Here is a 20603-nt window from a genome sequence, read left to right on the forward strand (position 1 = left end):
AGATGATAGAAACAGAGAAAAAAACAGAGCGTGTCTTTCTGGTTGGTGTGGAACTAGCAGACACGGAGAATTTTGACTTATCCATGGAGGAGCTTCAAAATCTGGCTAAGACGGCAGGGGCGGAAGTAGTTGGCTCTTATAGTCAAAAACGAGAAAAGTATGATAGCAAGACCTTTGTCGGCTCTGGCAAGTTAGAAGAAATCCGGCAGATGGTTGATGCCGAAGAAATTTCGACAGTTATTGTAAATAACCGTCTGACACCTCGGCAAAATGTCAATCTGGAGGAAAGTTTGGGGGTCAAGGTCATTGACCGTATGCAGCTGATTTTGGATATTTTTGCCATGAGAGCTAGGAGTCACGAGGGCAAGTTGCAGGTGCATCTGGCCCAGCTCAAATACCTCCTGCCTCGCTTGGTTGGTCAGGGCATTATGCTCAGCCGTCAGGCAGGTGGCATTGGCTCCCGCGGTCCAGGCGAAAGTCAGCTGGAGCTAAATCGACGCAGTGTCCGCAATCAGATTCATGATATTGAGCGCCAGCTCAAGGCAGTGGAGAAAAATAGAGCTACCGTTCGTGAAAAACGGTTGGAATCCAGTATTTTCAAAATCGGACTCATCGGCTACACCAATGCGGGCAAGTCTACGATCATGAACTGCTTGACTAGTAAGAGTCAGTATGAGGCCGACGAACTCTTTGCAACGCTAGACGCCACGACCAAGAACATCAACCTCAGTGGTCAGCTCAATGTCACTCTGACGGACACGGTTGGTTTCATTCAGGATTTACCAACAGAGCTGGTGTCAAGCTTTAAGTCTACTCTAGAGGAGAGTAAAAATGTTGATTTGCTGGTCCATGTTATTGATGCTAGTGACCCACACCATGAGGAGCACGAAAAGACCGTCCTTGACATCATGAAAGAGCTGGACATGCTGGATATTCCCCGGCTAACCCTCTATAACAAAGCAGACAAGGCGGAGGATTTCACTCCGACCTTGACTCCATATTCTTTGATTTCGGCTAAAGCGGATAATAGCAGAGCTCTTTTACAGCAAGTCCTGTTGGAGCGGATGAAAGAGTTATTTTTGCCTTTTACCATCAAGGTAGCTCCTGCTAAAGCTTACAAGATTCATGATTTAGAGAAAGTCGCGATTATGGGGAATCGAGAATACATAGACGATATCGAAGTCATTTCAGGCTGGATTGCCGAGAAAAACAAATGGAAACTGGAAGAATTTTATGACTGATTATATTGACTTGGCCCTCAAATACGGCGGTTTTACAAGCCTAGATAGGGTCTACTTAGAGCAAGTATTGGCTGGGCTGACAGAGGAGCAGAAGCGTATCTTCATCACGCCACCGCCCAGCGTTATCAATGCTTACTTTGCTGAGCTTTATCAAAAGAAAAGTCCGGAAGCCGCGACAGAGTACTTCTTAGAAATCAGTCAGGCTTTGGACTTATGGAATGCGGAGCCTAGCTTTGTAGAAAATAAACCATTTGTCAGACTTAACCTTTCTGGCAAGTCCTATGGATTTTGCTACGAGAAGAAGGAAGTCGGCATGGTCTTTCCTGAAAAGCCTGAGCCTGCAACAGCTGACTTGCTCTTTGAAATCGCACAAGTCTTTCCTCAGTACTTGGTCTACGAAGAAGCTGGGAGAATAAAAATGACACCTCTCAAAGCTGAATCTCAAGTCGTGGGCAGTAAGGAGCTGACTGCTTTGACTGAATGGCAGCAGCTAGCAGATGGTAGTCAAAGACTTTTGGGATACAATCAAGATGAAGTTAGTGATCTGGCTCAGTCCTATGCTGGCAGAAAATACTATCACTCGCAGAATCGGTCTGCCATGATTTATATCATTTAGAAAGAAAAATATGCAATTACAATTTTTAGGAACTGGAGCTGGTCAGCCGTCAAAGGCCCGCAATGTATCCAGCCTCGTTCTCAAGCTTTTGGAAGAAATCAATGAAGTCTGGATGTTTGATTGTGGTGAAGGAACCCAGCACCAGATCTTGGAGACAACGATTAAACCTCGCAAAATTAGCAAGATTTTCATTACTCACTTGCATGGTGATCATATTTTTGGCTTACCTGGATTTCTATCCAGTCGTTCTTTTCAAGCTAATGAAGAACAGACGGATATAGAGATTTATGGCCCTAAAGGTATTAAAAACTTTGTTATGTCCAGTCTTCGAGTTTCTGGTTCTCGTTTACCTTATCGAATTGATTTTCATGAATTTGATGAAAATAGTTTGGGAAAGATTTTAGAAACGGACAAGTTCACTGTTTATGCAGATAAGCTGGATCATACGATTTTTTGTGTTGGTTATCGGGTGATGCAGAAAGATTTGGAAGGCACGCTGGATGCAGATAAGCTACGAGCAGCGGGGGTTCCCTTTGGCCCTCTCTTTGGTAAAGTCAAGAATGGTCAAGACATCGTCCTAGAAGATGGTACAAAGATTATGGCAGCAGACTATATCTCAGCCCCTCGTCCCGGGAAAACAATTACAATTTTAGGAGACACAAGAAAAACGGATTCTAGTGTACGCTTAGCCGTGGCGGCAGATGTTCTGGTTCATGAAGCAACCTATGGTAAGGGAGATGAAAAGATGGCCCGTAAGCATGGGCATTCTACCAATATGCAGGCAGCTGAAGTAGCCAAAGAAGCTGGAGTTAAACGACTTCTTCTCAATCACGTCAGTGCTCGGTTCTTGTTGAAAGATATCAGCGTTATGCGACAAGATGCTAGTACAGTTTTTGAAAATGTTCATGTGGTTAAGGACTTGGAAGAAGTTGAAATTTAAGTATATTAAAGGGACTTTTAATACAAGAAAAAATTACAATATTGACAAAGGGGCGGGAGATTTTCCTGCCTTATTTATGTTATAATGTAAAAAAAGGAGAAAGAATGAGAACAATCATCATCACAGGGGCTAGTGGAGGGCTAGCGCAGGAAATGGTTAAGCTCTTGCCGTGTGACCAACTGATTTTAGTCGGACGCAGCAAGGAAAAGCTTGAAAAACTATATGGAGAAAGTGAAAATATTGACCTTGTGGAACTGGATATTACAGATAGCTCAGCTTTGGAGAGATTTGCTGAGTGGATTGACAGTCAGTACGGCCACGTTGATGTTCTAGTCAATAACGCTGGCTATGGAATTTTTGAGGAATTTAACAAAATCAGCTCAAGCGACATCGAGGCTATGTTTGAGGTCAATACTTTTGCTCTGATGAACCTGTCTAGACTTTTTGGTAGTCGTATGAAAAAGGCTGGACAAGGACATATCATCAATATCGTCAGCATGGCTGGCCTTATCGCAAGCAGCAAATCCAGTCTTTACTCAGCGACTAAGTTTGCTGCCATTGGTTTTTCCAACGCCCTACGCTTGGAACTCCTACCTTTTGGTGTTTATGTTACGACGGTTAATCCTGGGCCTATCAAAACAGCCTTTTTCGATCTAGCCGATCCTGATGGATCCTATGTTAAAGCAGTTGATAAGTATATTCTTGAGCCTGACTTTGTAGCTGGCAAAATCGTCAACGTTTTTGGCAAAAAAAAGCGAGAAATAAATCTTCCTTGGATTCTCAATCTTGCTCATAAATTTTATACCCTGTTTCCAAGAATAGCTGATAAATTGGCGGTTAAGGTGTTTAATTATAAATAAAAATTAAATTTCAACTTTTTAGAAAAGGAAAATGAAAAAATGGATTTACAAGCTTATAAAAATCATTTAGAAGAGCCTTGGGGAAAAATCTATTATGACATTCTGTTTGATCAGCTGAAAAATGTTGAAGGAATGAAAGTTCTAGATTTTGGCAGTGGTTTTGGAATTGTAGCTAATCAGCTTGCTGAGAAAAATCAAGTCACTGCACTGGAACCTAATATGGAAATGATTATCCATAGGAAAAGAACGAATTCTTATGAGCAACTCCAGGGAAGTCTAGAAGTGCTAGAAATTTTTAAAGATGAATCCTTTGACCTTATAATTTGCCATAATGTTTTAGAGTATGTTGAGGATATTGATCCATACCTCATGGCTTTCTCTCGTTTACTTAAAAAGGGAGGGAAGCTATCGATTGTTAAACATAATCACATAGGTCGCATTATGCATACAGTAATATTTGAAAATGATATTAAAAAAGCTCGGGAACTCTTGCTTGGAAAAGATTATCTGACGCATAGCATGGGCCAAGCTAATTATTATGAGATGCCAGAGGTCATTAAGCCTTATCCTTTCGATATTTTAGATTTTCAGGGAATTCGAATTTTTTATGGCTTACAGCCCAATGATGTAAAAACTGATCCAGGATGGCGTGAAAATATGCTAGAAATGGAACTTGCTGTTAATAACCAGTCACCCTATCGCGATATTGCAGCTTTTCAGCATTACTGGCTCGTGAAAAAATAATAGCTTAGATTTTTTGTGTATGAATGAATTTTTGACCTTGTTTGGAGAAAACTAGATGGTGGAAAAAGAAGTTAAAGAGCAAGAGCAATCAGTTAATTATGCCATGCTCAGCCTTTTTCAATATGTTGCATCTATCTTAGTTATTTTGGTGCATTGTCAACGTCTCTTTCCTAATGAAATTTTGCATTTCACTCAAAAGAGTATGTTTGGGCGAATGGCTGTACCTTTTTTTCTCATATCATCTGCCTTTATGCTTAAATCTAGTCTAGCTAAAAAGAAGAGTATGAGAACTTACGTAAGTAGGATTTTAAAACAGTATATTTTTTGGAGTATTTTTTATCTTCCGTACGCACTTATCTATTTTTGGTCTCTTCCAGTTGAGAAGTATTATGCCCCATTGGCTTTAATAGCTGGATTTTTATATATTGGACTTTGTTACCAGCTTTGGTATATTCCTGCTTTTTTGCTGGGACTTTGGATTGTCCATCATTTATACAAAAAATTAGGACCTAAATGGGCGATTCTTGTTTCCTTGCTCCTCTACTTACTTGGCTCGATTGAGACTTACTACACTTACTTTGCTAATACTTGGCCGACTCGTTTATATGATGTTTATGCACGTATTTTCTTCTCAACCCGTAATGGTCTATTTTACGCGCCAATCTTCATTCTCTTTGGTTATTTGCTTTATGATTATTGGAATAGTGATTTCTTTAAGAAAGATGTAGGGAAAAAAATTCTGCTGGCTTCAATCTTACTTGCTCTGGATGGTTGGTTAGTTTTTGTCAATCAGGGAATCGATAAGAATTTCTTTCTAGGCTTACTTCCTTTCTCACTTTTTCTGGTCAATGGTGTTTTAAGGACAGAGATTGGAAAGAAGAGGAATTTATACCATCTTAAGGAATTAAGTGTGCTCTATTTCTTTTTACATCCGATTTTTATAGAAATTTCCTTTTATCTTTTGAAAGAGACAAATTTTTCTAAATGGCATAAGGGCCAAATTGTATTTGTACTTACTATAGTTTTGACTCATTTGACTTCAGAAATTATTTTAAAAATCCCTAAGACAGTATTTTCAAAGAAAAAAATCAATAGAGTCTAAACGTGTTAAGGTAACAAGATTTTTTGGAGGTCTTATCATGCTTGAACGTCTACAACAGCAGCTGGCTTTTACCAATGAGCTGGAAAAACTGAAACCCACTCATAGGAACAATAGGACCTTGGACGCCTATCGTTTTGAAAATTCTGCCGAGCATAGTTGGCAGGGGGCGCTCATGGCGCTAGTTTTTCGAGAATATATCCCCGAAGAGGTCAATCTGGAAAAGGTCATGTCTATGTTACTGATTCATGATTTGGGCGAAATATATGCTGGCGATACCTTTATCTTTGACGATGTTGGCAAGAGAGATTCTTACCATAGAGAGCTTGAGTCCTTGAAAATCAGTTTAGACAAGCTACCATCAGATCAGCAGGATTCCTTTTTAGGGCTTTGGCAGGAATTTGAAACTGGCATTAGCATGGAGGCTAAGTATGCACGAGTGCTGGATGCTCTGGTCCCTCTGCTCAATCACTTGGAAGTTGCTCAGCCCCATGATAATCCTCATGGCCTGACCAAAACGCAGGTCATCGCTAAGAAATCCTTTATCCAAGAAACCTCTGAAACTCTTTGGGAATTGGCTTTAGAAGTTATTGACCAAAGTGTTGCTAAGGGGCTTTACCTAGATGAGTGAGGCTGAGGACCTTGCTCGTAGATAGAAAGTTTGAGACTGGTTGAACCAGTCTTTTCATGTTATAATATTCAGACAAGATTGAACGGAGAAAGTGTTTCACTCATCATGATTAGCTCAAAATACGACTGGCAGTTTGCCACTAATTTTACAGACGAGAATTTTTTAAAAAAGGCTAAGAAAGCTGGATTAGAACCTGCCGCTGCTGGTCTCCTTTACCAAAGAGGTGTGCAGACTGAAGAAGCTCTGCAGGAATTTTTGGAGCCTAGTTTAGACCAGCTTCACGACCCTTATGATCTGCATGATATGGATCGGGCAGTGGAGCGGATTCGCACGGCGATTGAGAATTATGAGCAGATTTTGATCTATGGTGATTATGATGCTGATGGGATGACCTCGGCATCTATTGTCAAGGAAGCCTTGGAGCAGCTGGGAGCTGAGTGTCAGGTCTACCTGCCCAATCGTTTTACAGATGGCTATGGTCCTAATAGCAGTGTTTATAAGTATTTTATTGAAAATCAAGGTATCTCGCTCATTATTACAGTAGATAATGGAGTGGCGGGACTTGAAGCTATTGAGCTGGCCCATTCTCTAGGAGTGGATGTCATCGTGACGGATCACCACTCTATGCCAGAGGAGTTGCCAAATGCCTATGCGATTGTTCATCCGGAACATAGCGGTGCGGATTATCCTTTCAAGCATCTAGCTGGCTGTGGGGTGGCTTTTAAGCTGGCAACAGCCTTGCTGGAAGAAGTCCAAGTCGAACTTTTGGACTTAGTTGCTATTGGCACCATTGCCGATATGGTCAGTCTGACGGGGGAAAATCGGATCTTGGTCAAATACGGCCTCTCCGTCCTCAAAAACACCCAGCGAGTAGGACTTCAGGAACTCTTCAAAATCGCTGGCATTCAGCCTGACGAACTGGATGAAGAAACAGTTGGCTTCCAGCTTGCTCCCCGCCTCAATGCCTTGGGAAGGCTGGATGATCCAAATCCAGCAGTTGAGCTTTTGACAGGCTTTGACGATGAAGAAGCTCGTGATATCGCGCTCATGATCAACCAGAAAAATGACGAGCGCAAGGAAATCGTCCAGCAGATTTATGAAGAGGCACAAACCATGCTGGATCCTAAGAGACCAGTGCAGGTGCTTGCTAAGAAAGGTTGGAACCCTGGTGTGCTAGGAATTGTCGCTGGGCGCTTGCTGGAAGAGCTGCACCAGCCAGTCATAGTGCTTAATATTGAGGATGGCATCGCTAAGGGCAGCGCCCGCAGTATTGAAGCAGTCAATATTTTTGAGGCTTTGGACAGTCACCGTGATCTCTTTGTAGCCTTTGGCGGGCACGCTGGAGCGGCTGGAATGACTCTTGAAGCAGACAAATTAACAGAGCTATCTGATATCCTGACGGCATTCATCTTAGACAATGATTTGGATTTGACTGGTAAAACAGCTCTGTATTTAGATGAGGAGTTGTACTTGCCAGAACTGACCCTTGATACACTCAAAAGCTTTGAAAAATTGGCGCCTTTTGGTATGGATAATAAGAAGCCGCTTTTTTACCTCAAAGATTTTAAAGTTGACAATGTTCGGACTATGGGGGCTGGCAATAGCCATCTCAAGCTGAAGATTTCTCAGGAAGATGCTACTTTTGAAGTAGTTGCTTTTGGCCAAGGAAGCCTGGCGACAGAGTTTGCACAAACCAAGAATCTGGAGCTAGCTGTCAGCCTCTCTGTCAATAAATGGAATGGACAGACCAGTCTCCAGCTCATGCTGGTAGATGCTCGTGTAGATGGTGTTCAGCTTTTCAATATCCGCGGAAAAAATGCGACGCTACCTGACAAGGTTCCAGTTTTGCGTTTCACAGAGGAATTGCCGGATTTGGCAAATAGCAGAGCAGTTGTGGTTTATGACCTGCCTGATGATTTACAGGACTTGAAAAAGATTCTTCAGACTCAAGATTTCGAAGCGATTTACTTTAAGAATGAGATTGCCAAGCCATACTATCTGACAGGTTACGGTAGCCGTGAGCAGTTTGCCAAACTCTACAAGACAATCTATCAGTTCCCCGAATTTGACGTTCGCTATAAGCTTAATGATCTGGCAGCTTACCTGAAAATTGACTCGATTCTCTTGGTCAAAATGATTCAGATTTTTGAGGAGTTGGGCTTTGTCAGCATCACAGAAGGCGTCATGAAGGTCAATAAGGAAGCTGAAAAGAAAGAAATCGAAAGCAGTCACATTTACCAAGACCTCAAGCGCCTAGTCAAGGAACAAGAACTTATGGCTTTGGGCACTGTGCAGGAGATTTATGATTATTTGATGGAGAAATAAAGGTTAAGTAATAATATTTCAAGCACATTTAAATAAAAAAATGGTATAATAGAGAGTAAAAAATTTTTATATAGAAAGAACATTATGAATTTAAAAGACTATATTGCAACAATTGAGAATTATCCAAAAGAAGGTGTTACCTTCCGTGATATCAGCCCTTTGATGGCAGACGGGAATGCATACAGTTACGCTGTTCGTGAGATTGTTCAATATGCGACAGACAAGAAGATTGACATGATTGTTGGACCGGAAGCTCGTGGCTTTATAGTGGGCTGTCCAGTTGCTTTTGAGTTAGGAATCGGCTTTGCTCCAGTCCGCAAGCCTGGCAAACTTCCTCGCGAAGTTATCTCAGCTGACTATGAAAAAGAGTATGGTGTAGATACTTTGACCATGCATGCGGATGCTATCAAGCCAGGTCAGCGTGTATTGATTGTTGATGATTTATTGGCAACAGGCGGAACTGTTAAGGCAACTATTGAAATGATTGAACGTCTTGGTGGTATCGTTGCAGGATGTGCCTTCCTTATTGAATTGGATGAATTAAAAGGCCGTGAAGTTATTGGCGAATATGACTATAAAGTATTGATGCATTATTAATACATAGTTTCAGGCTATACCTAGGTAAAGATAAAATATAATTGAAAACTATATCTCCTTTCAGTATAATAAATATATTAGAGAATAGGAGATATTTTCATGCCAATTAAGATCGATAAAAAACTACCAGCTGTTGAAATTTTAAGTTCTGAGAATATCTTTGTCATGGATGACGATAGGGCGGACCATCAGGATATCCGCCCTCTGAATATTCTGGTACTCAATCTCATGCCTCAGAAAATGGTGACGGAGACTCAGATACTGCGCCATTTAGCTAATACTCCGCTGCAGTTGACTATTGACTTCCTCTATATGAGCTCGCACCAATCTAAAACCACTCGTGCAGAGCACATGGAGACTTTCTATAAGACTTTTGATGAGATTAAAAATCGCTATTTTGATGGCTTGATTATCACTGGGGCACCAGTAGAGCATCTGCCTTTTGAAGCGGTGGATTACTGGGAAGAGTTCCAGCAGGTGATTGAATGGTCCAAGAGCCATGTTTTTTCGACTCTGCATATTTGCTGGGGAGCTCAGGCTGGACTTTACGCCCGCTATGGCGTTGACAAACAGCAGATGACGCGCAAATTATCAGGTGTCTATAGCCAGTCAGCTGACAGTAACAATCTGCTTTTCCGGGGCTTTGACGATGAGTTTTATGCCCCTCATTCCCGCCATACTGAGGTTCTGAAGGAAGATATTGTCAATCTAACCAATCTGGAGATTCTCTCATATGGAGAAGATACGGGTCTCTCTGTGCTGGCTAGCCGAGACTTGCGAGAGGTGTATAGCTTCGGTCACATGGAATACGACCGCGATACTCTATCCAAGGAGTATTTCCGCGATTTGAAGGCAGGGAAGAATCCACATATTCCAGAGAATTATTTCAAAAACGATGATGTCCATGCGACACCGGCCTTGCGTTGGAGTTCAGCCGCGGCTTTATTTTTCAATAATTGGATTAACTATGCAGTGTATCAAGAAACGCCATTTGATTGGGAGAATCCAGAAAATGACGCTTCCTATTTTGCTTATTTATAAGAGGGACTATGACTTATTTATCAGCCTTTCAACAAGGCAATTTAGTATTACCAAGTGCCTTGTACTTTCATTTTCAAGAGATTTTCTCGTCTAGTGAAGATTTCCTTGTTTGGCAATTCTTTTATTTGCAGAATACAACAGCATTGGAAGAGATAGAGCCGAGTCAGATTGCTGAAAGCATTGGAAAAACGGTGTCTGAGGTCAATCGCATTATGTCTCATTTGACCGAACAAGGCTTATTACAGTATAAAACCATTGAATTAAATGGAGAGATTGAAGCGATTTTTGATGCCTCTCCAGCCTTGGAAAAGTTAGATGAACTGCTGGGAGCTAATCTTAGTCAACAGCCAACTGCAAGAGCATCTCAAAATGTTTTAAAAGATTTAGTCGAAACTTTTCAACAGGAATTAGGTCGCCTCTTGACTCCTTTTGAGATTGAGGATTTGACTAAAACTATACAGGAAGATAAAACAAATCCTGACTTAGTAAAAGCTGCTCTTCGAGAAGCAGTTTTCAATGGGAAGGCTAACTGGAAGTATATCCAAGCAATTTTACGAAATTGGAGACGAGAAGGTATTACGACTTTAGCACAAGTTGAAGCTAAAAGAGAGGAACGTGAAGCATTTAATCCACAGAATGTTACGGTTTCAGATGATTTCCTTAGAGCAATGGATTTGTGGAAGGACTGACTTTATTAGATATACAGTGGCCTGTTAGATATGACAGGCCCTTGGTTTTATAAAAAAGGAGAAAAGTATGACGTATCAATTGCCAAAAGTCTGGTCTGCTGCGGACAGCGACCAAGGAAAATTTTCAGGTATCAATCAGCCTTCTGCAGGTGCACGCTTTGAACAGAAGCTTCCTGTCGGTAAAGAGCCTTTTCAGCTTTATTCTCTCGGAACTCCAAATGGGGTTAAGGTGACGATTATGCTAGAGGAACTGCTGGCAGCAGGTGTGATTGAGGCTGCCTATGACCTCTATAAGATTAGTATTATGGATGGAGATCAGTTTGGATCAGACTTTGTGAAAATCAATCCCAACTCCAAGATTCCGGCCTTGTTGGATCAGTCTGCTGATAAGTCAATTCCTGTCTTTGAGTCTGCGAATATCCTGCTCTATCTGGCAGAGAAGTTTGGAAAGCTGATTCCGTCCGATTTGCCAGGTCGAACTGAGGTGCTCAACTGGCTCTTCTGGCAGACAGGAGCTGCGCCCTTCTTGGGAGGTGGATTTGGTCATTTCTTTAACTATGCTCCAGAGAAGCTAGAATATCCTATCAATCGTTTTGCGATGGAAGCCAAGCGACAGCTGGATCTGTTGGATAAAGAATTGGCCAAGAAAGCTTATATTGCAGGGGATGAATACAGTATTGCTGATATTGCTATCTGGTCTTGGTATGGGCAGTTGGTACAGGATAAGCTTTATCCAGGCGCTGCTGAGTTCTTGGATGCCACCTCCTACAAACACCTAGTTACTTGGGCGGAGAAGATTGCAGCTCGTCCAGCAGTTCAGCGCGGTTTAGCTGCTGAGTATCAAGAAATTAAATAAAAAAGTGATGGATAGAACACCCTTCATCAAGTGGCGGACCAAAATCAGTTTTCCAAAAGCTGATTTTTTTCGTTGCTTTTTTTATACCCTTAAAAATGATATACTAAATAAAAGAATGTTTAGAAAAGAGTATGCAATGCAAAAAAAGACTATTTCCCAACGCTTGGAGCGAGTAGCTGCTTTTGTTCCGGATGGGGCAAAGTTGCTGGATGTTGGAAGCGATCATGCCTATCTGCCTATTTACCTGATTCAGCAGGGACGGATTGAGAAGGTTCTTGCCGGTGAAGTGGTAGAAGGGCCTTTTCAGTCTGCCAAGAAAAATGTGGCAGAGCATGGGCTGACGGAGCAAATTGAGGTTCGCTTGGCCAATGGTCTGGCGGCTTTTGAAGCGGAAGATCAGATTGACACCATCGTTATCGCTGGCATGGGTGGTCGCTTGATTTCGGAGATTTTGGAAAATGGCAGAGCTAAACTGGGATCTATTTCCCGCTTGATTTTGCAGCCCAATAACCGAGAGGATGAGCTCCGCAGCTGGCTTGTATCTAACGGCTTTCGCTTGCTGGCTGAGGATGTCTTAGAAGAAGCGGGTAAGTTTTATGAAATCCTAGTGGCAGAAGCAGGCCAGCAAACCTTGACAGAGCGAGAAAAGCGCTTCGGGCCTTACCTACTAGAGCAACAGTCACCTGCTTTTCAGCTAAGATGGCAGAAAGAACTGAAGAAACTAGAAGGAGCTCTAGAACATATACCAGAAAAAAATGAGCTAGAACGCTCTGCTATGTCCCAAAAAATCGAAAGTATCAAGGAGGTACTCCATGCTAGCAAGTGAAATTATCGCCCGTTATGAAGCCTACTGTCCGCAAGAACTGTCCATGGAGGGTGACATTTCAGGACTGCAAATCGGGACTTTAGACAAAGAAGTGGACAAGGTTCTAGTAGCGCTGGATATTCGCGAGCAGACAGTGGCGGAGGCTATCGAAGCTGGTGCTGGACTAATTATTGTTAAGCATGCGCCTATCTTTCGCCCGCTTAAGGACCTAGTTGCGGATAAGGCGCAAAATCAGATGATTCTAGACCTCATCAAGCATGATATTGCTGTCTATGTCAGTCATACCAATATTGATGTTGTGGAGGACGGACTTAATGACTGGTTCTGCCAGCTATTGGATATGGAGGAGACAAGTTTTCTCAGTCAGACAGGGCCAGAACACGGTATTGGACGCGTGGGTATGATTGCTCCTCAGACTTTTGGGGACTTTGCGGCTAAGGTCAAGGCAAGTTTTGTATTAGATAGCTTGCGTCTGGTCGCTTATGAAGAAGAGGAACTCAATCGTGTGATTGAGCGTGTGGCTATTTGTGGTGGCAGTGGTCAGTCCTTTTATCCGGAGGCCATTGCCAAGGGAGCGCAGGTCTACATTACAGGTGATATTTACTATCACACTGCTCAGGAAATGCTGACAGAAGGTCTTTTGGCACTGGATCCTGGACACCATATCGAGGTTCTGTTTACGAAAAAAATAAAAGAAAAGCTTGATGCTTGGAAGGCAGAAGAGGGATGGGAGATTGAGATTCTAGCTAGTCAGGCTTGGACCAATCCTTTCCGACATATTTGAGAGGGAGCGACATGAAAAGAGTAGCAGTAATTGGTGCTGGAATTGTCGGATCAACAGCCGCTTACTATCTGTCCAAATCCCCAGATGTGGAAGTGACTGTCTTTGATGACGGCAAGGGGCAGGCGACCAAGGCAGCCGCTGGCATAATCAGTCCATGGTTTTCCAAACGTCGTAACAAGGCTTGGTACAGGATGGCGCGTCTAGGCGCTGATTTTTATCAGTACTTGATTACGGATTTGAAAGAAGCTGGAATCCAGACAGACTTTTACCAACAGACAGGTGTTTATCTGCTGAAAAAGGATGAAAGCAAGCTGCAGGAACTTTATGATTTGGCTGCTAATCGTCGGGAAGAGTCGCCCTTAATAGGGGACTTGAGTCTTCTCAATCGTCAGGAAGTCCATGAGAAATTTCCAGACTTACTAGGCTTTGAGCGACTTCTCTATGCTTCCGGCGGTGCTCGTGTGGAGGGAGCGCTCTTGACGGAGCCGCTTCTGAAAGCCAGCAAGGCAGAGTTGGTTGAGAAAAAGGTAAACTTGACAGTAGAAAGAGAGCAACTTCTTGTGGACGGACGCAGCTTTGACTGTGTAGTCTTAGCTGTAGGAGCTTGGCTGGGAGAAATCTTGCAGCCACTGGGCTATGAGACAGATGTTCGACCGCAAAAGGGACAGCTACGTGATTTTAAACTTGCTGAGCAGACGGATGACTATCCTGTTGTGATGCCTGAGGGAGAGCTGGATATCATTCCTTTTCTAGCCGGTAAGGTCAGTGTCGGTGCCAGTCATGAAAATGATCAGGGCTTTGATTTGACAGTTGATAAGACGGTATTGAATCAGTTGCAGCAAGAAGCGGAAACTTACTTGCCGAGGTTGGCTACTGCAGAGATTTTAGGCGAGCGTGTGGGAACACGGGCTTATACCAGCGACTTTGCTCCTTTCTTTGGAGCTGTGCCAGAATTGCAACATGTCTACGCTGCTAGTGGACTAGGTTCTTCTGGTCTGACAACTGGCCCTCTTATCGGACGCCAATTGGCCCAGATGACTTTAGGAGAAGCGGGGCTGCTGAATTCAGCTGACTATCCTATTGAGCGGTATGTGAAGAAGGTTTGATATGACAGAAACTATTTTGAATTGGGTCAATGTTTGTGTAAAAAAAGATGAAGTAATCCTACTGCTTAATCGCCAGCATGATAACTTTAAAGGGTGGATACAACCAGGCGGCTTCACCAGTCTGGGGATAGACTGGTGAAGGTTGGGGATAGAAAAAGCTTAGCTTTTTAGCTTCGTAAGAGTTTCCAGAATCTTTTTTCGAAGCTGCAAGGCGCGAATTAAAAGAAGAAACGGGGCTGACTGCTCTAAACATGGAATTGAAGGGAATTTCAGGCTTCACTAATCCGAGTACAAAAGAACGGTATGTGTATTATGATTTTCTTTGTACTGCCTTTGAGGGGCAAGTCAGGGGAAACGATCATGAAGGGGAGCCAAAATGGTGGAAGATTTCTGAACTTGGCCAAATAGACATGCAGAACGACATACGTGAACGTCTGCCTCTCTACTGGCGGAAAGGCTCTTTCTAGCGGATTCATTACTGGAATGAGGAAAAGCACTGTATCGGGGAAACCAAGACGATTTTGTATGATTGATTTTAGGGGATAAGGAGAAATTATGGACTGATTACGATCGCAACCTGTAGTTTTGCAGGCGTTTTTGGCTGGGCTTTTTACATGGGGGTGTACCATTGTAGGCTCGGCTATCGTGTTTTTCTTTAAACATATTAGTAGGAAGTTACTGGATATTATGATAGGCTTTGCTGCAGGAGTTATGATTGCGGCTTCCTTTTGGTCACTTCTGGCGCCATCTATCGAGTATGCGCAAAGCTCTTATGGTAAGCTTTCTTGGTTCCCGGCTGCAATAGGTTTTTTAGCAGGTGGTTTCTTTCTACGTCTGATTGATGCGGTTGTGCCTCATTTGCATCTGACTAAGGATATTTCAGAGGCAGAAAGTGTTCCTGAACATAGCCAGAAGAAGCTGTCCAAGACTGCTCTGCTCTTTTTAGCTATTACCATTCATAATTTTCCAGAAGGTTTGGCAGTCGGAGTAGCCTTTGGTGCTTTATCTGCCAACCCTAGTCTAGAGGCCTTTGTCGGTGCGATTGGCCTAGCTTTGGGAATTGGCCTGCAAAACGTCCCAGAAGGAGCGGCTTTGTCCATTCCAATTCGGACGGACGGTAAGTCTCGTCTTAAAGCTTTTTACTGGGGTTCTATGTCCGCTGTTGTAGAGCCAATCGGGGCAGTATTAGGTGCAGTAGCTGTCATGGCTATGACGGCTATTCTACCCTATGCCCTATCCTTTGCAGCAGGCGCTATGATTTTCGTGGTAGTAGAGGAGCTGATACCGGATTCGCAGACCAATGGCAATACCGATGTAGCGACTTTAGGTCTCATGGTGGGCTTTGTTCTGATGATGATTTTAGATGTTGCTTTAGGATAAAGGACTTTAAAGTTTCTGAGTTGTTAGATTCAGAGACTTTTTGCTTGGAAACAGTTAATATCTTAAAAAGTGACATTCGCTTGTAAAAATGGTAGAATAAAAGCAATATATAACAGAGAGGAAACATATATGAAAGGTATTATTCTTGCAGGTGGATCTGGGACTCGCTTATACCCATTGACACGTGCGGCATCTAAACAACTTATGCCAATTTACGATAAGCCAATGATCTATTATCCATTATCGACACTGATGTTGGCTGGAATTAAAGATATCTTGATTATCTCAACTCCAACTGATCTTCCTCGATTTGAGGATCTATTAGGTGATGGCTCTGAATTTGGTATTAAGCTCTCTTATGCAGAGCAGCCAAGTCCGGACGGATTAGCACAAGCCTTTATCATTGGGTCTGATTTTATTGGAGATGACCGTGTGGCGCTGATTCTTGGGGATAATATTTACCATGGACCTGGTCTGAGTAAAATGCTCCAAAATGCTGCTGCTAAGGAAAAAGGAGCAACTGTTTTTGGCTACCATGTCAAGGATCCAGAGCGCTTTGGTGTAGTAGAATTTGATGAGAATATGAATGCTATTTCCATCGAAGAAAAACCAGAACAGCCACGCTCTAACTATGCAGTGACAGGACTGTACTTCTATGATAACGATGTTGTAGAAATTGCCAAGAACATCAAACCAAGTCCTCGCGGAGAATTGGAAATTACAGATGTTAACAAGGCTTACTTGGATCGTGGTGATTTGTCTGTAGAGCTTATGGGACGTGGTTTTGCTTGGTTGGATACAGGAACTCACGAAAGTCTCTTAGAGGCAGCTCAATATATCGAAACAGTTCAGCGTATGCAGAACGTTCAGGTGGCAAATCTAGAAGAAATTGCCTATCGTATGGGCTATATCACTAAAGAGCAAGTGCACGAATTGGCGCAACCATTGAAAAAGAATGAATACGGTCACTATCTCTTGCGCTTGATTGGAGAAGAATAAGAAGATGACGGAACAATTTTTTGATAAGGAATTAGCAGCACGTGAGGTTCCTGGAATTCCAGGAATGCTTGAGTTCGATATCCCTGTTCGTGGAGACAACCGAGGCTGGTTTAAGGAGAATTTCCAGAAGGAAAAAATGCTGCCACTAGGCTTTCCTGAAAGCTTTTTTGCAGAAGGAAAACTGCAAAATAATGTCAGCTTTTCTCGTAAAAATGTCCTGCGTGGTCTTCATGCTGAACCATGGGACAAGTACATCTCTGTTGCAGATAACGGTAAGGTGCTGGGAACTTGGGTAGACCTGCGTGAGGGTGAGACCTTTGGAAATACTTACCAGACAGTGATCGATGCCAGTAAGGGTATTTTTGTGCCACGTGGTGTAGCCAACGGCTTCCAAGTCCTTTCTGACACGGTTTCTTATAGCTATCTAGTGAATGACTATTGGGCTTTGGAACTCAAACCGAAGTATGCCTTTGTCAACTATGCAGACCCAGCTCTGGGAATCCAGTGGGAAAACCTAGAGGCTGCAGAAGTCTCAGAAGCAGACAAGAACCATCCATTACTTAAGGATGTAAAACCTTTGAGAAAAGAAGATTTGTAAAAAAGAATTCTTTTCTGATTCATTAATTGATACTAAAATATATGATTTTGCTCAGCTCCTATCCGAGCGAAGCGAGTGGAAGAATTGATTGCCTAAGTGATATAAAGTATATAATAGAATGTCTATCTTGTTACATGAAAGGTAATCATAAAAATATTAAGGAATAAAAATGACTGAATACAAAAAAATTATCGTGACTGGTGGAGCTGGATTTATCGGCTCTAACTTTGTCCACTATGTTTATAATAACTTTCCAGATGTCCATGTGACAGTGCTGGACAAGCTGACCTACGCAGGTAATCGTGCCAATATTGAAGAGATTTTAGGCGATCGCGTTGAGTTGGTTGTTGGAGATATTGCTGATGCAGCCTTGGTTGATAAGCTGGCAGCTGAAGCGGATGCTATCGTTCACTATGCGGCAGAAAGCCACAATGATAACTCGCTCAATGACCCGAGCCCATTTATCCACACCAACTTCATCGGAACTTACACACTCTTGGAAGCAGCTCGTAAATACGATATTCGTTTCCACCATGTATCGACTGACGAAGTCTATGGAGATCTCCCTCTGCGTGAAGATTTGCCAGGTCATGGCGAAGGACCAGGTGAGAAATTTACGGCTGAAACCAAGTACAATCCAAGCTCGCCTTATTCATCAACTAAAGCAGCTTCAGACTTGATTGTCAAAGCTTGGGTGCGTTCATTTGGTGTCAAAGCGACTATTTCGAACTGTTCAAACAACTATGGTCCTTACCAGCACATCGAGAAGTTCATTCCGCGTCAGATTACCAATATCTTGAGCGGTATCAAGCCAAAACTCTATGGTGAAGGAAAAAACGTCCGTGACTGGATCCATACCAATGACCATTCATCAGGCGTTTGGACGATTCTGACCAAGGGACAAATCGGCGAAACTTACTTGATCGGTGCTGATGGTGAGAAGAATAACAAGGAAGTACTGGAGCTCATCCTTAAGGAAATGGGGCAGCCAGCTGATGCTTATGACCATGTGACAGACCGTGCCGGCCACGACCTCCGCTATGCCATTGATGCTAGCAAGCTCCGTAATGAGCTGGGATGGAAACCAGAGTTTACTAACTTTGAAGCAGGTCTCAAAGAGACAATCAAGTGGTACACAGACAATCAAGACTGGTGGAAATCTGAAAAAGAAGCAGTAGAAGCTAATTATGCTAAAACACAAGAGGTCATTAAATAATTTTAAACAATTTAATGATTCTTAAAGGAGCAGTTATATCATGAAACATAAAATTTTAGTAACAGGTGGGGCTGGTTATATTGGTACTCACACAGTGGTCGAACTTATTAAAGCTGGCCATGAGATAGTTGTTGTTGATAATTTTAGTAACAGCAGCAAAAAGAGTCTAGAGGCTGTCGAAAAAATCGTTGGACAGTCCATTACTTTCTATGAAGTGGACATTTGTGATAAAGAAGCTTTATTAAAAGTTTTTAAGGACTTTAAACCTACTGGAGTGATTCATTTTGCTGGTTTAAAAGCAGTAGGAGAATCAAGCCAAATTCCTCTAACCTATTACGAAAATAATGTTGCAGGTACCTTAACTCTTTTGAGAGTGATGGAAGAAGTAAATTGTAAAAACATTATCTTTAGTTCATCTGCAACAGTTTATGGAGATCCACTTACTGTTCCAATTTTGGAAGACTTCCCTGTTTCTGCTACTAATCCATATGGTCGTACGAAATTAATGGCTGAAGAGATTATGACGGACATATACAAATCAGATTCTACTTGGAATATTGTATTACTTCGTTATTTCAACCCAATTGGTGCTCATGAAAGTGGTGATTTGGGAGAAAACCCAAATGGAATTCCTAATAATTTACTTCCATATGTAACTCAAGTTGCTGTTGGAAGACTAGAACAAGTACAGGTGTTTGGCAATGATTATCCAACTGTAGACGGTACTGGTGTTCGAGATTATATTCACGTGGTTGATCTAGCTAAAGGTCATGTTGCTGCTTTGAAAAAATTTGAAGGCAAGCAAGGTTTGAATATATATAACTTAGGGACTGGTAAAGGCTATTCTGTTTTAGAAATCATTCATAGTATCGAAAAAGCTGTTGGTAAACCAATTCCTTATAAGATTGTTGAACGCAGACCTGGTGATATTGCAACTTCGTATGCTAATCCAGCTAAAGCCAAAGCAGAACTTGGTTGGGTAGCTCAATTTGATATCTCAAGGATGTGCCAAGATGCTTGGCGCTGGCAGAGCAAACATCCAAATGGATTTGACGATTAGATATTATTGGAATTTAGAAATTCTAGATAAGCCTAGCACTAATATGTGATAGGCTTTTTATAATAGTGAAACAATTCAGAACTTACTCAGTATAATGAATATGATCTGTTTCACGAACATTATACTGAACTTATCTTAGCTATAGCATAAGAACATGCTATCAGCTAAGAGGTGTTTTCTTTATCATTCTATGAATTCTCTCCTTCTTGTATGGAAACAGTAGAAATAAGGGCTTGGTTATAGTATAATGGGTCTATATGACTTTTAAGGAGAATGTGAGTTAGTGAAGTCTTCGGAATTATTGATTATTATCCCTGCCTTTAATGAAAGTGGTAATATTCAAAAAACAATCAAGATGATAAAAACACATACACCAGAATTTGATTACGTAATTATCAATGATTGTTCTACAGATAATACTTTGGAAATTTGTCGTGAAAATAAATTTAATGTTATTGATTTGCCGATTAATTTAGGAATCGGCGGTGCGGTTCAAACAGGCTACCTCTATGCTGTTCAAAATAATTATCAATATGCTGTTCAAGTAGATGGAGATGGTCAACATAATCCTCAATATATTAAGATGATGCTTGAACGTATAAAAAAAGATAAAGTTGACATGGTAATAGGATCTCGATTTATTGAGAATCAAGGATTTCAGTCTTCTTTTGCTAGAAGAATTGGAATCACTTTTTTTGAAAAATTAATTAAATTATTGACTGGAAAGAAGATCACAGATCCAACATCAGGATTACGAGTTGTTAATAAATCAGTCATTGAATTATTTGCTGAGCATTATCCAAGTGATTATCCTGAACCAGAAACTATAGTTTCCTTATTAGAAGCTGGCTTTAAAGTTGAAGAGATGCCTGTTCTAATGAATGAAAGAGAACACGGTACATCTTCGATTACCTTGACCAAGTCTGTGTATTATATGATAAAAGTATCCATAGCAATACTGGTTGCAAAGATTAGTGGAGGATATAAGAAATAAT

Annotated in this window: 21 protein-coding genes and 1 pseudogene; all 22 read left to right on the forward strand. The window is 41.8% G+C overall.

From position 1 onward, the window contains the following. Positions 1 to 2 precede the first annotated feature (2 nt). Positions 3 to 1241: a GTPase HflX gene (gene hflX, locus AWH02_RS01365; protein WP_060553693.1), complete on the forward strand. Its 1239-nt coding sequence runs from the start codon at positions 3 to 5 to the stop codon at positions 1239 to 1241. Next, a complete protein-coding gene (locus AWH02_RS01370) occupies positions 1234 to 1857 on the forward strand; it encodes a hypothetical protein (RefSeq protein ID WP_060553692.1) in 624 nt (207 codons plus the stop codon). The genes hflX and AWH02_RS01370 overlap by 8 nt, the downstream gene beginning before the upstream one ends. A 10-nt stretch (positions 1858 to 1867) precedes the next feature. Further along, positions 1868 to 2797, forward strand: a complete 930-nt coding sequence (gene rnz / locus AWH02_RS01375) for a ribonuclease Z (RefSeq protein ID WP_060553691.1) — start codon at positions 1868 to 1870, stop codon at positions 2795 to 2797. Between the two features lie 104 nt (positions 2798 to 2901). Next, positions 2902 to 3657, forward strand: coding sequence for an SDR family NAD(P)-dependent oxidoreductase (locus tag AWH02_RS01380; protein WP_060553690.1), 756 nt, complete (start codon positions 2902 to 2904; stop codon positions 3655 to 3657). A 39-nt stretch (positions 3658 to 3696) separates the two neighbouring features. Beyond that, positions 3697 to 4401: a class I SAM-dependent methyltransferase gene (locus tag AWH02_RS01385; RefSeq protein ID WP_060553689.1), complete on the forward strand. Its 705-nt coding sequence runs from the start codon at positions 3697 to 3699 to the stop codon at positions 4399 to 4401. A 55-nt stretch (positions 4402 to 4456) separates the two neighbouring features. Beyond that, positions 4457 to 5503, forward strand: a complete 1047-nt coding sequence (locus AWH02_RS01390; RefSeq protein ID WP_060553688.1) for an acyltransferase family protein — start codon at positions 4457 to 4459, stop codon at positions 5501 to 5503. A 37-nt stretch (positions 5504 to 5540) separates the two neighbouring features. Then, a complete protein-coding gene (locus tag AWH02_RS01395; RefSeq protein ID WP_060553687.1) occupies positions 5541 to 6131 on the forward strand; it encodes an HD domain-containing protein in 591 nt (196 codons plus the stop codon). A 105-nt stretch (positions 6132 to 6236) separates the two neighbouring features. After that, complete coding sequence (recJ, locus tag AWH02_RS01400; RefSeq protein ID WP_060553686.1) at positions 6237 to 8456, forward strand: single-stranded-DNA-specific exonuclease RecJ; 2220 nt, start codon at positions 6237 to 6239, stop codon at positions 8454 to 8456. A gap of 84 nt (positions 8457 to 8540) precedes the next feature. Beyond that, on the forward strand, positions 8541 to 9053 hold the full coding sequence (locus AWH02_RS01405; protein ID WP_008808805.1) for an adenine phosphoribosyltransferase: 513 nt from the start codon (positions 8541 to 8543) through the stop codon (positions 9051 to 9053). Between the two features lie 99 nt (positions 9054 to 9152). Then, entirely contained in the window at positions 9153 to 10094 is a 942-nt protein-coding gene (gene metA / locus AWH02_RS01410) for a homoserine O-acetyltransferase MetA (RefSeq protein WP_060553685.1), read from the forward strand. Positions 10095 to 10102: 8 nt separating this feature from the next. Continuing rightward, on the forward strand, positions 10103 to 10783 hold the full coding sequence (locus tag AWH02_RS01415) for a DnaD domain-containing protein (RefSeq protein WP_060553684.1): 681 nt from the start codon (positions 10103 to 10105) through the stop codon (positions 10781 to 10783). Positions 10784 to 10850: 67 nt separating this feature from the next. Further along, positions 10851 to 11639, forward strand: a complete 789-nt coding sequence (yghU, locus tag AWH02_RS01420) for a glutathione-dependent disulfide-bond oxidoreductase (protein WP_060553683.1) — start codon at positions 10851 to 10853, stop codon at positions 11637 to 11639. 136 nt (positions 11640 to 11775) lie between these two features. Continuing rightward, a complete protein-coding gene (locus AWH02_RS01425) occupies positions 11776 to 12465 on the forward strand; it encodes a tRNA (adenine(22)-N(1))-methyltransferase (RefSeq protein WP_060553682.1) in 690 nt (229 codons plus the stop codon). Further along, positions 12452 to 13249 carry a Nif3-like dinuclear metal center hexameric protein gene (locus AWH02_RS01430; protein ID WP_060553681.1) on the forward strand — a complete coding sequence of 266 codons (798 nt, stop codon included), beginning with the start codon at positions 12452 to 12454 and terminating at the stop codon, positions 13247 to 13249. Before AWH02_RS01425 ends, AWH02_RS01430 begins: the two co-directional genes overlap by 14 nt. A gap of 11 nt (positions 13250 to 13260) precedes the next feature. After that, positions 13261 to 14355: an NAD(P)/FAD-dependent oxidoreductase gene (locus AWH02_RS01435; protein WP_060553680.1), complete on the forward strand. Its 1095-nt coding sequence runs from the start codon at positions 13261 to 13263 to the stop codon at positions 14353 to 14355. A gap of 1 nt (position 14356) precedes the next feature. Next, positions 14357 to 14888: pseudogene (locus tag AWH02_RS01440) on the forward strand (NUDIX domain-containing protein). A gap of 52 nt (positions 14889 to 14940) precedes the next feature. After that, positions 14941 to 15735, forward strand: coding sequence for a ZIP family metal transporter (locus AWH02_RS01445; RefSeq protein ID WP_060553679.1), 795 nt, complete (start codon positions 14941 to 14943; stop codon positions 15733 to 15735). 129 nt (positions 15736 to 15864) lie between these two features. Next, entirely contained in the window at positions 15865 to 16734 is an 870-nt protein-coding gene (gene rfbA, locus AWH02_RS01450; RefSeq protein WP_060553678.1) for a glucose-1-phosphate thymidylyltransferase RfbA, read from the forward strand. A 4-nt stretch (positions 16735 to 16738) separates the two neighbouring features. Then, entirely contained in the window at positions 16739 to 17332 is a 594-nt protein-coding gene (locus tag AWH02_RS01455; protein WP_060553677.1) for a dTDP-4-dehydrorhamnose 3,5-epimerase family protein, read from the forward strand. A gap of 169 nt (positions 17333 to 17501) precedes the next feature. After that, the gene (gene rfbB, locus AWH02_RS01460; protein WP_012000428.1) at positions 17502 to 18548 is read left to right on the forward strand and encodes a dTDP-glucose 4,6-dehydratase; all 1047 of its coding nucleotides are present in this window, start codon (positions 17502 to 17504) and stop codon (positions 18546 to 18548) included. Positions 18549 to 18588: 40 nt separating this feature from the next. After that, entirely contained in the window at positions 18589 to 19608 is a 1020-nt protein-coding gene (gene galE, locus AWH02_RS01465) for a UDP-glucose 4-epimerase GalE (RefSeq protein WP_060553676.1), read from the forward strand. Between the two features lie 283 nt (positions 19609 to 19891). Continuing rightward, positions 19892 to 20602 carry a glycosyltransferase family 2 protein gene (locus AWH02_RS01470; protein ID WP_012000430.1) on the forward strand — a complete coding sequence of 237 codons (711 nt, stop codon included), beginning with the start codon at positions 19892 to 19894 and terminating at the stop codon, positions 20600 to 20602. The last annotated feature ends 1 nt before the right edge of the window (position 20603 follow it).

Origin of the sequence: Streptococcus gordonii (assembly GCF_001553855.1) — a bacterium.
In the GTDB taxonomy this organism is placed as follows: domain Bacteria; phylum Bacillota; class Bacilli; order Lactobacillales; family Streptococcaceae; genus Streptococcus; species Streptococcus gordonii.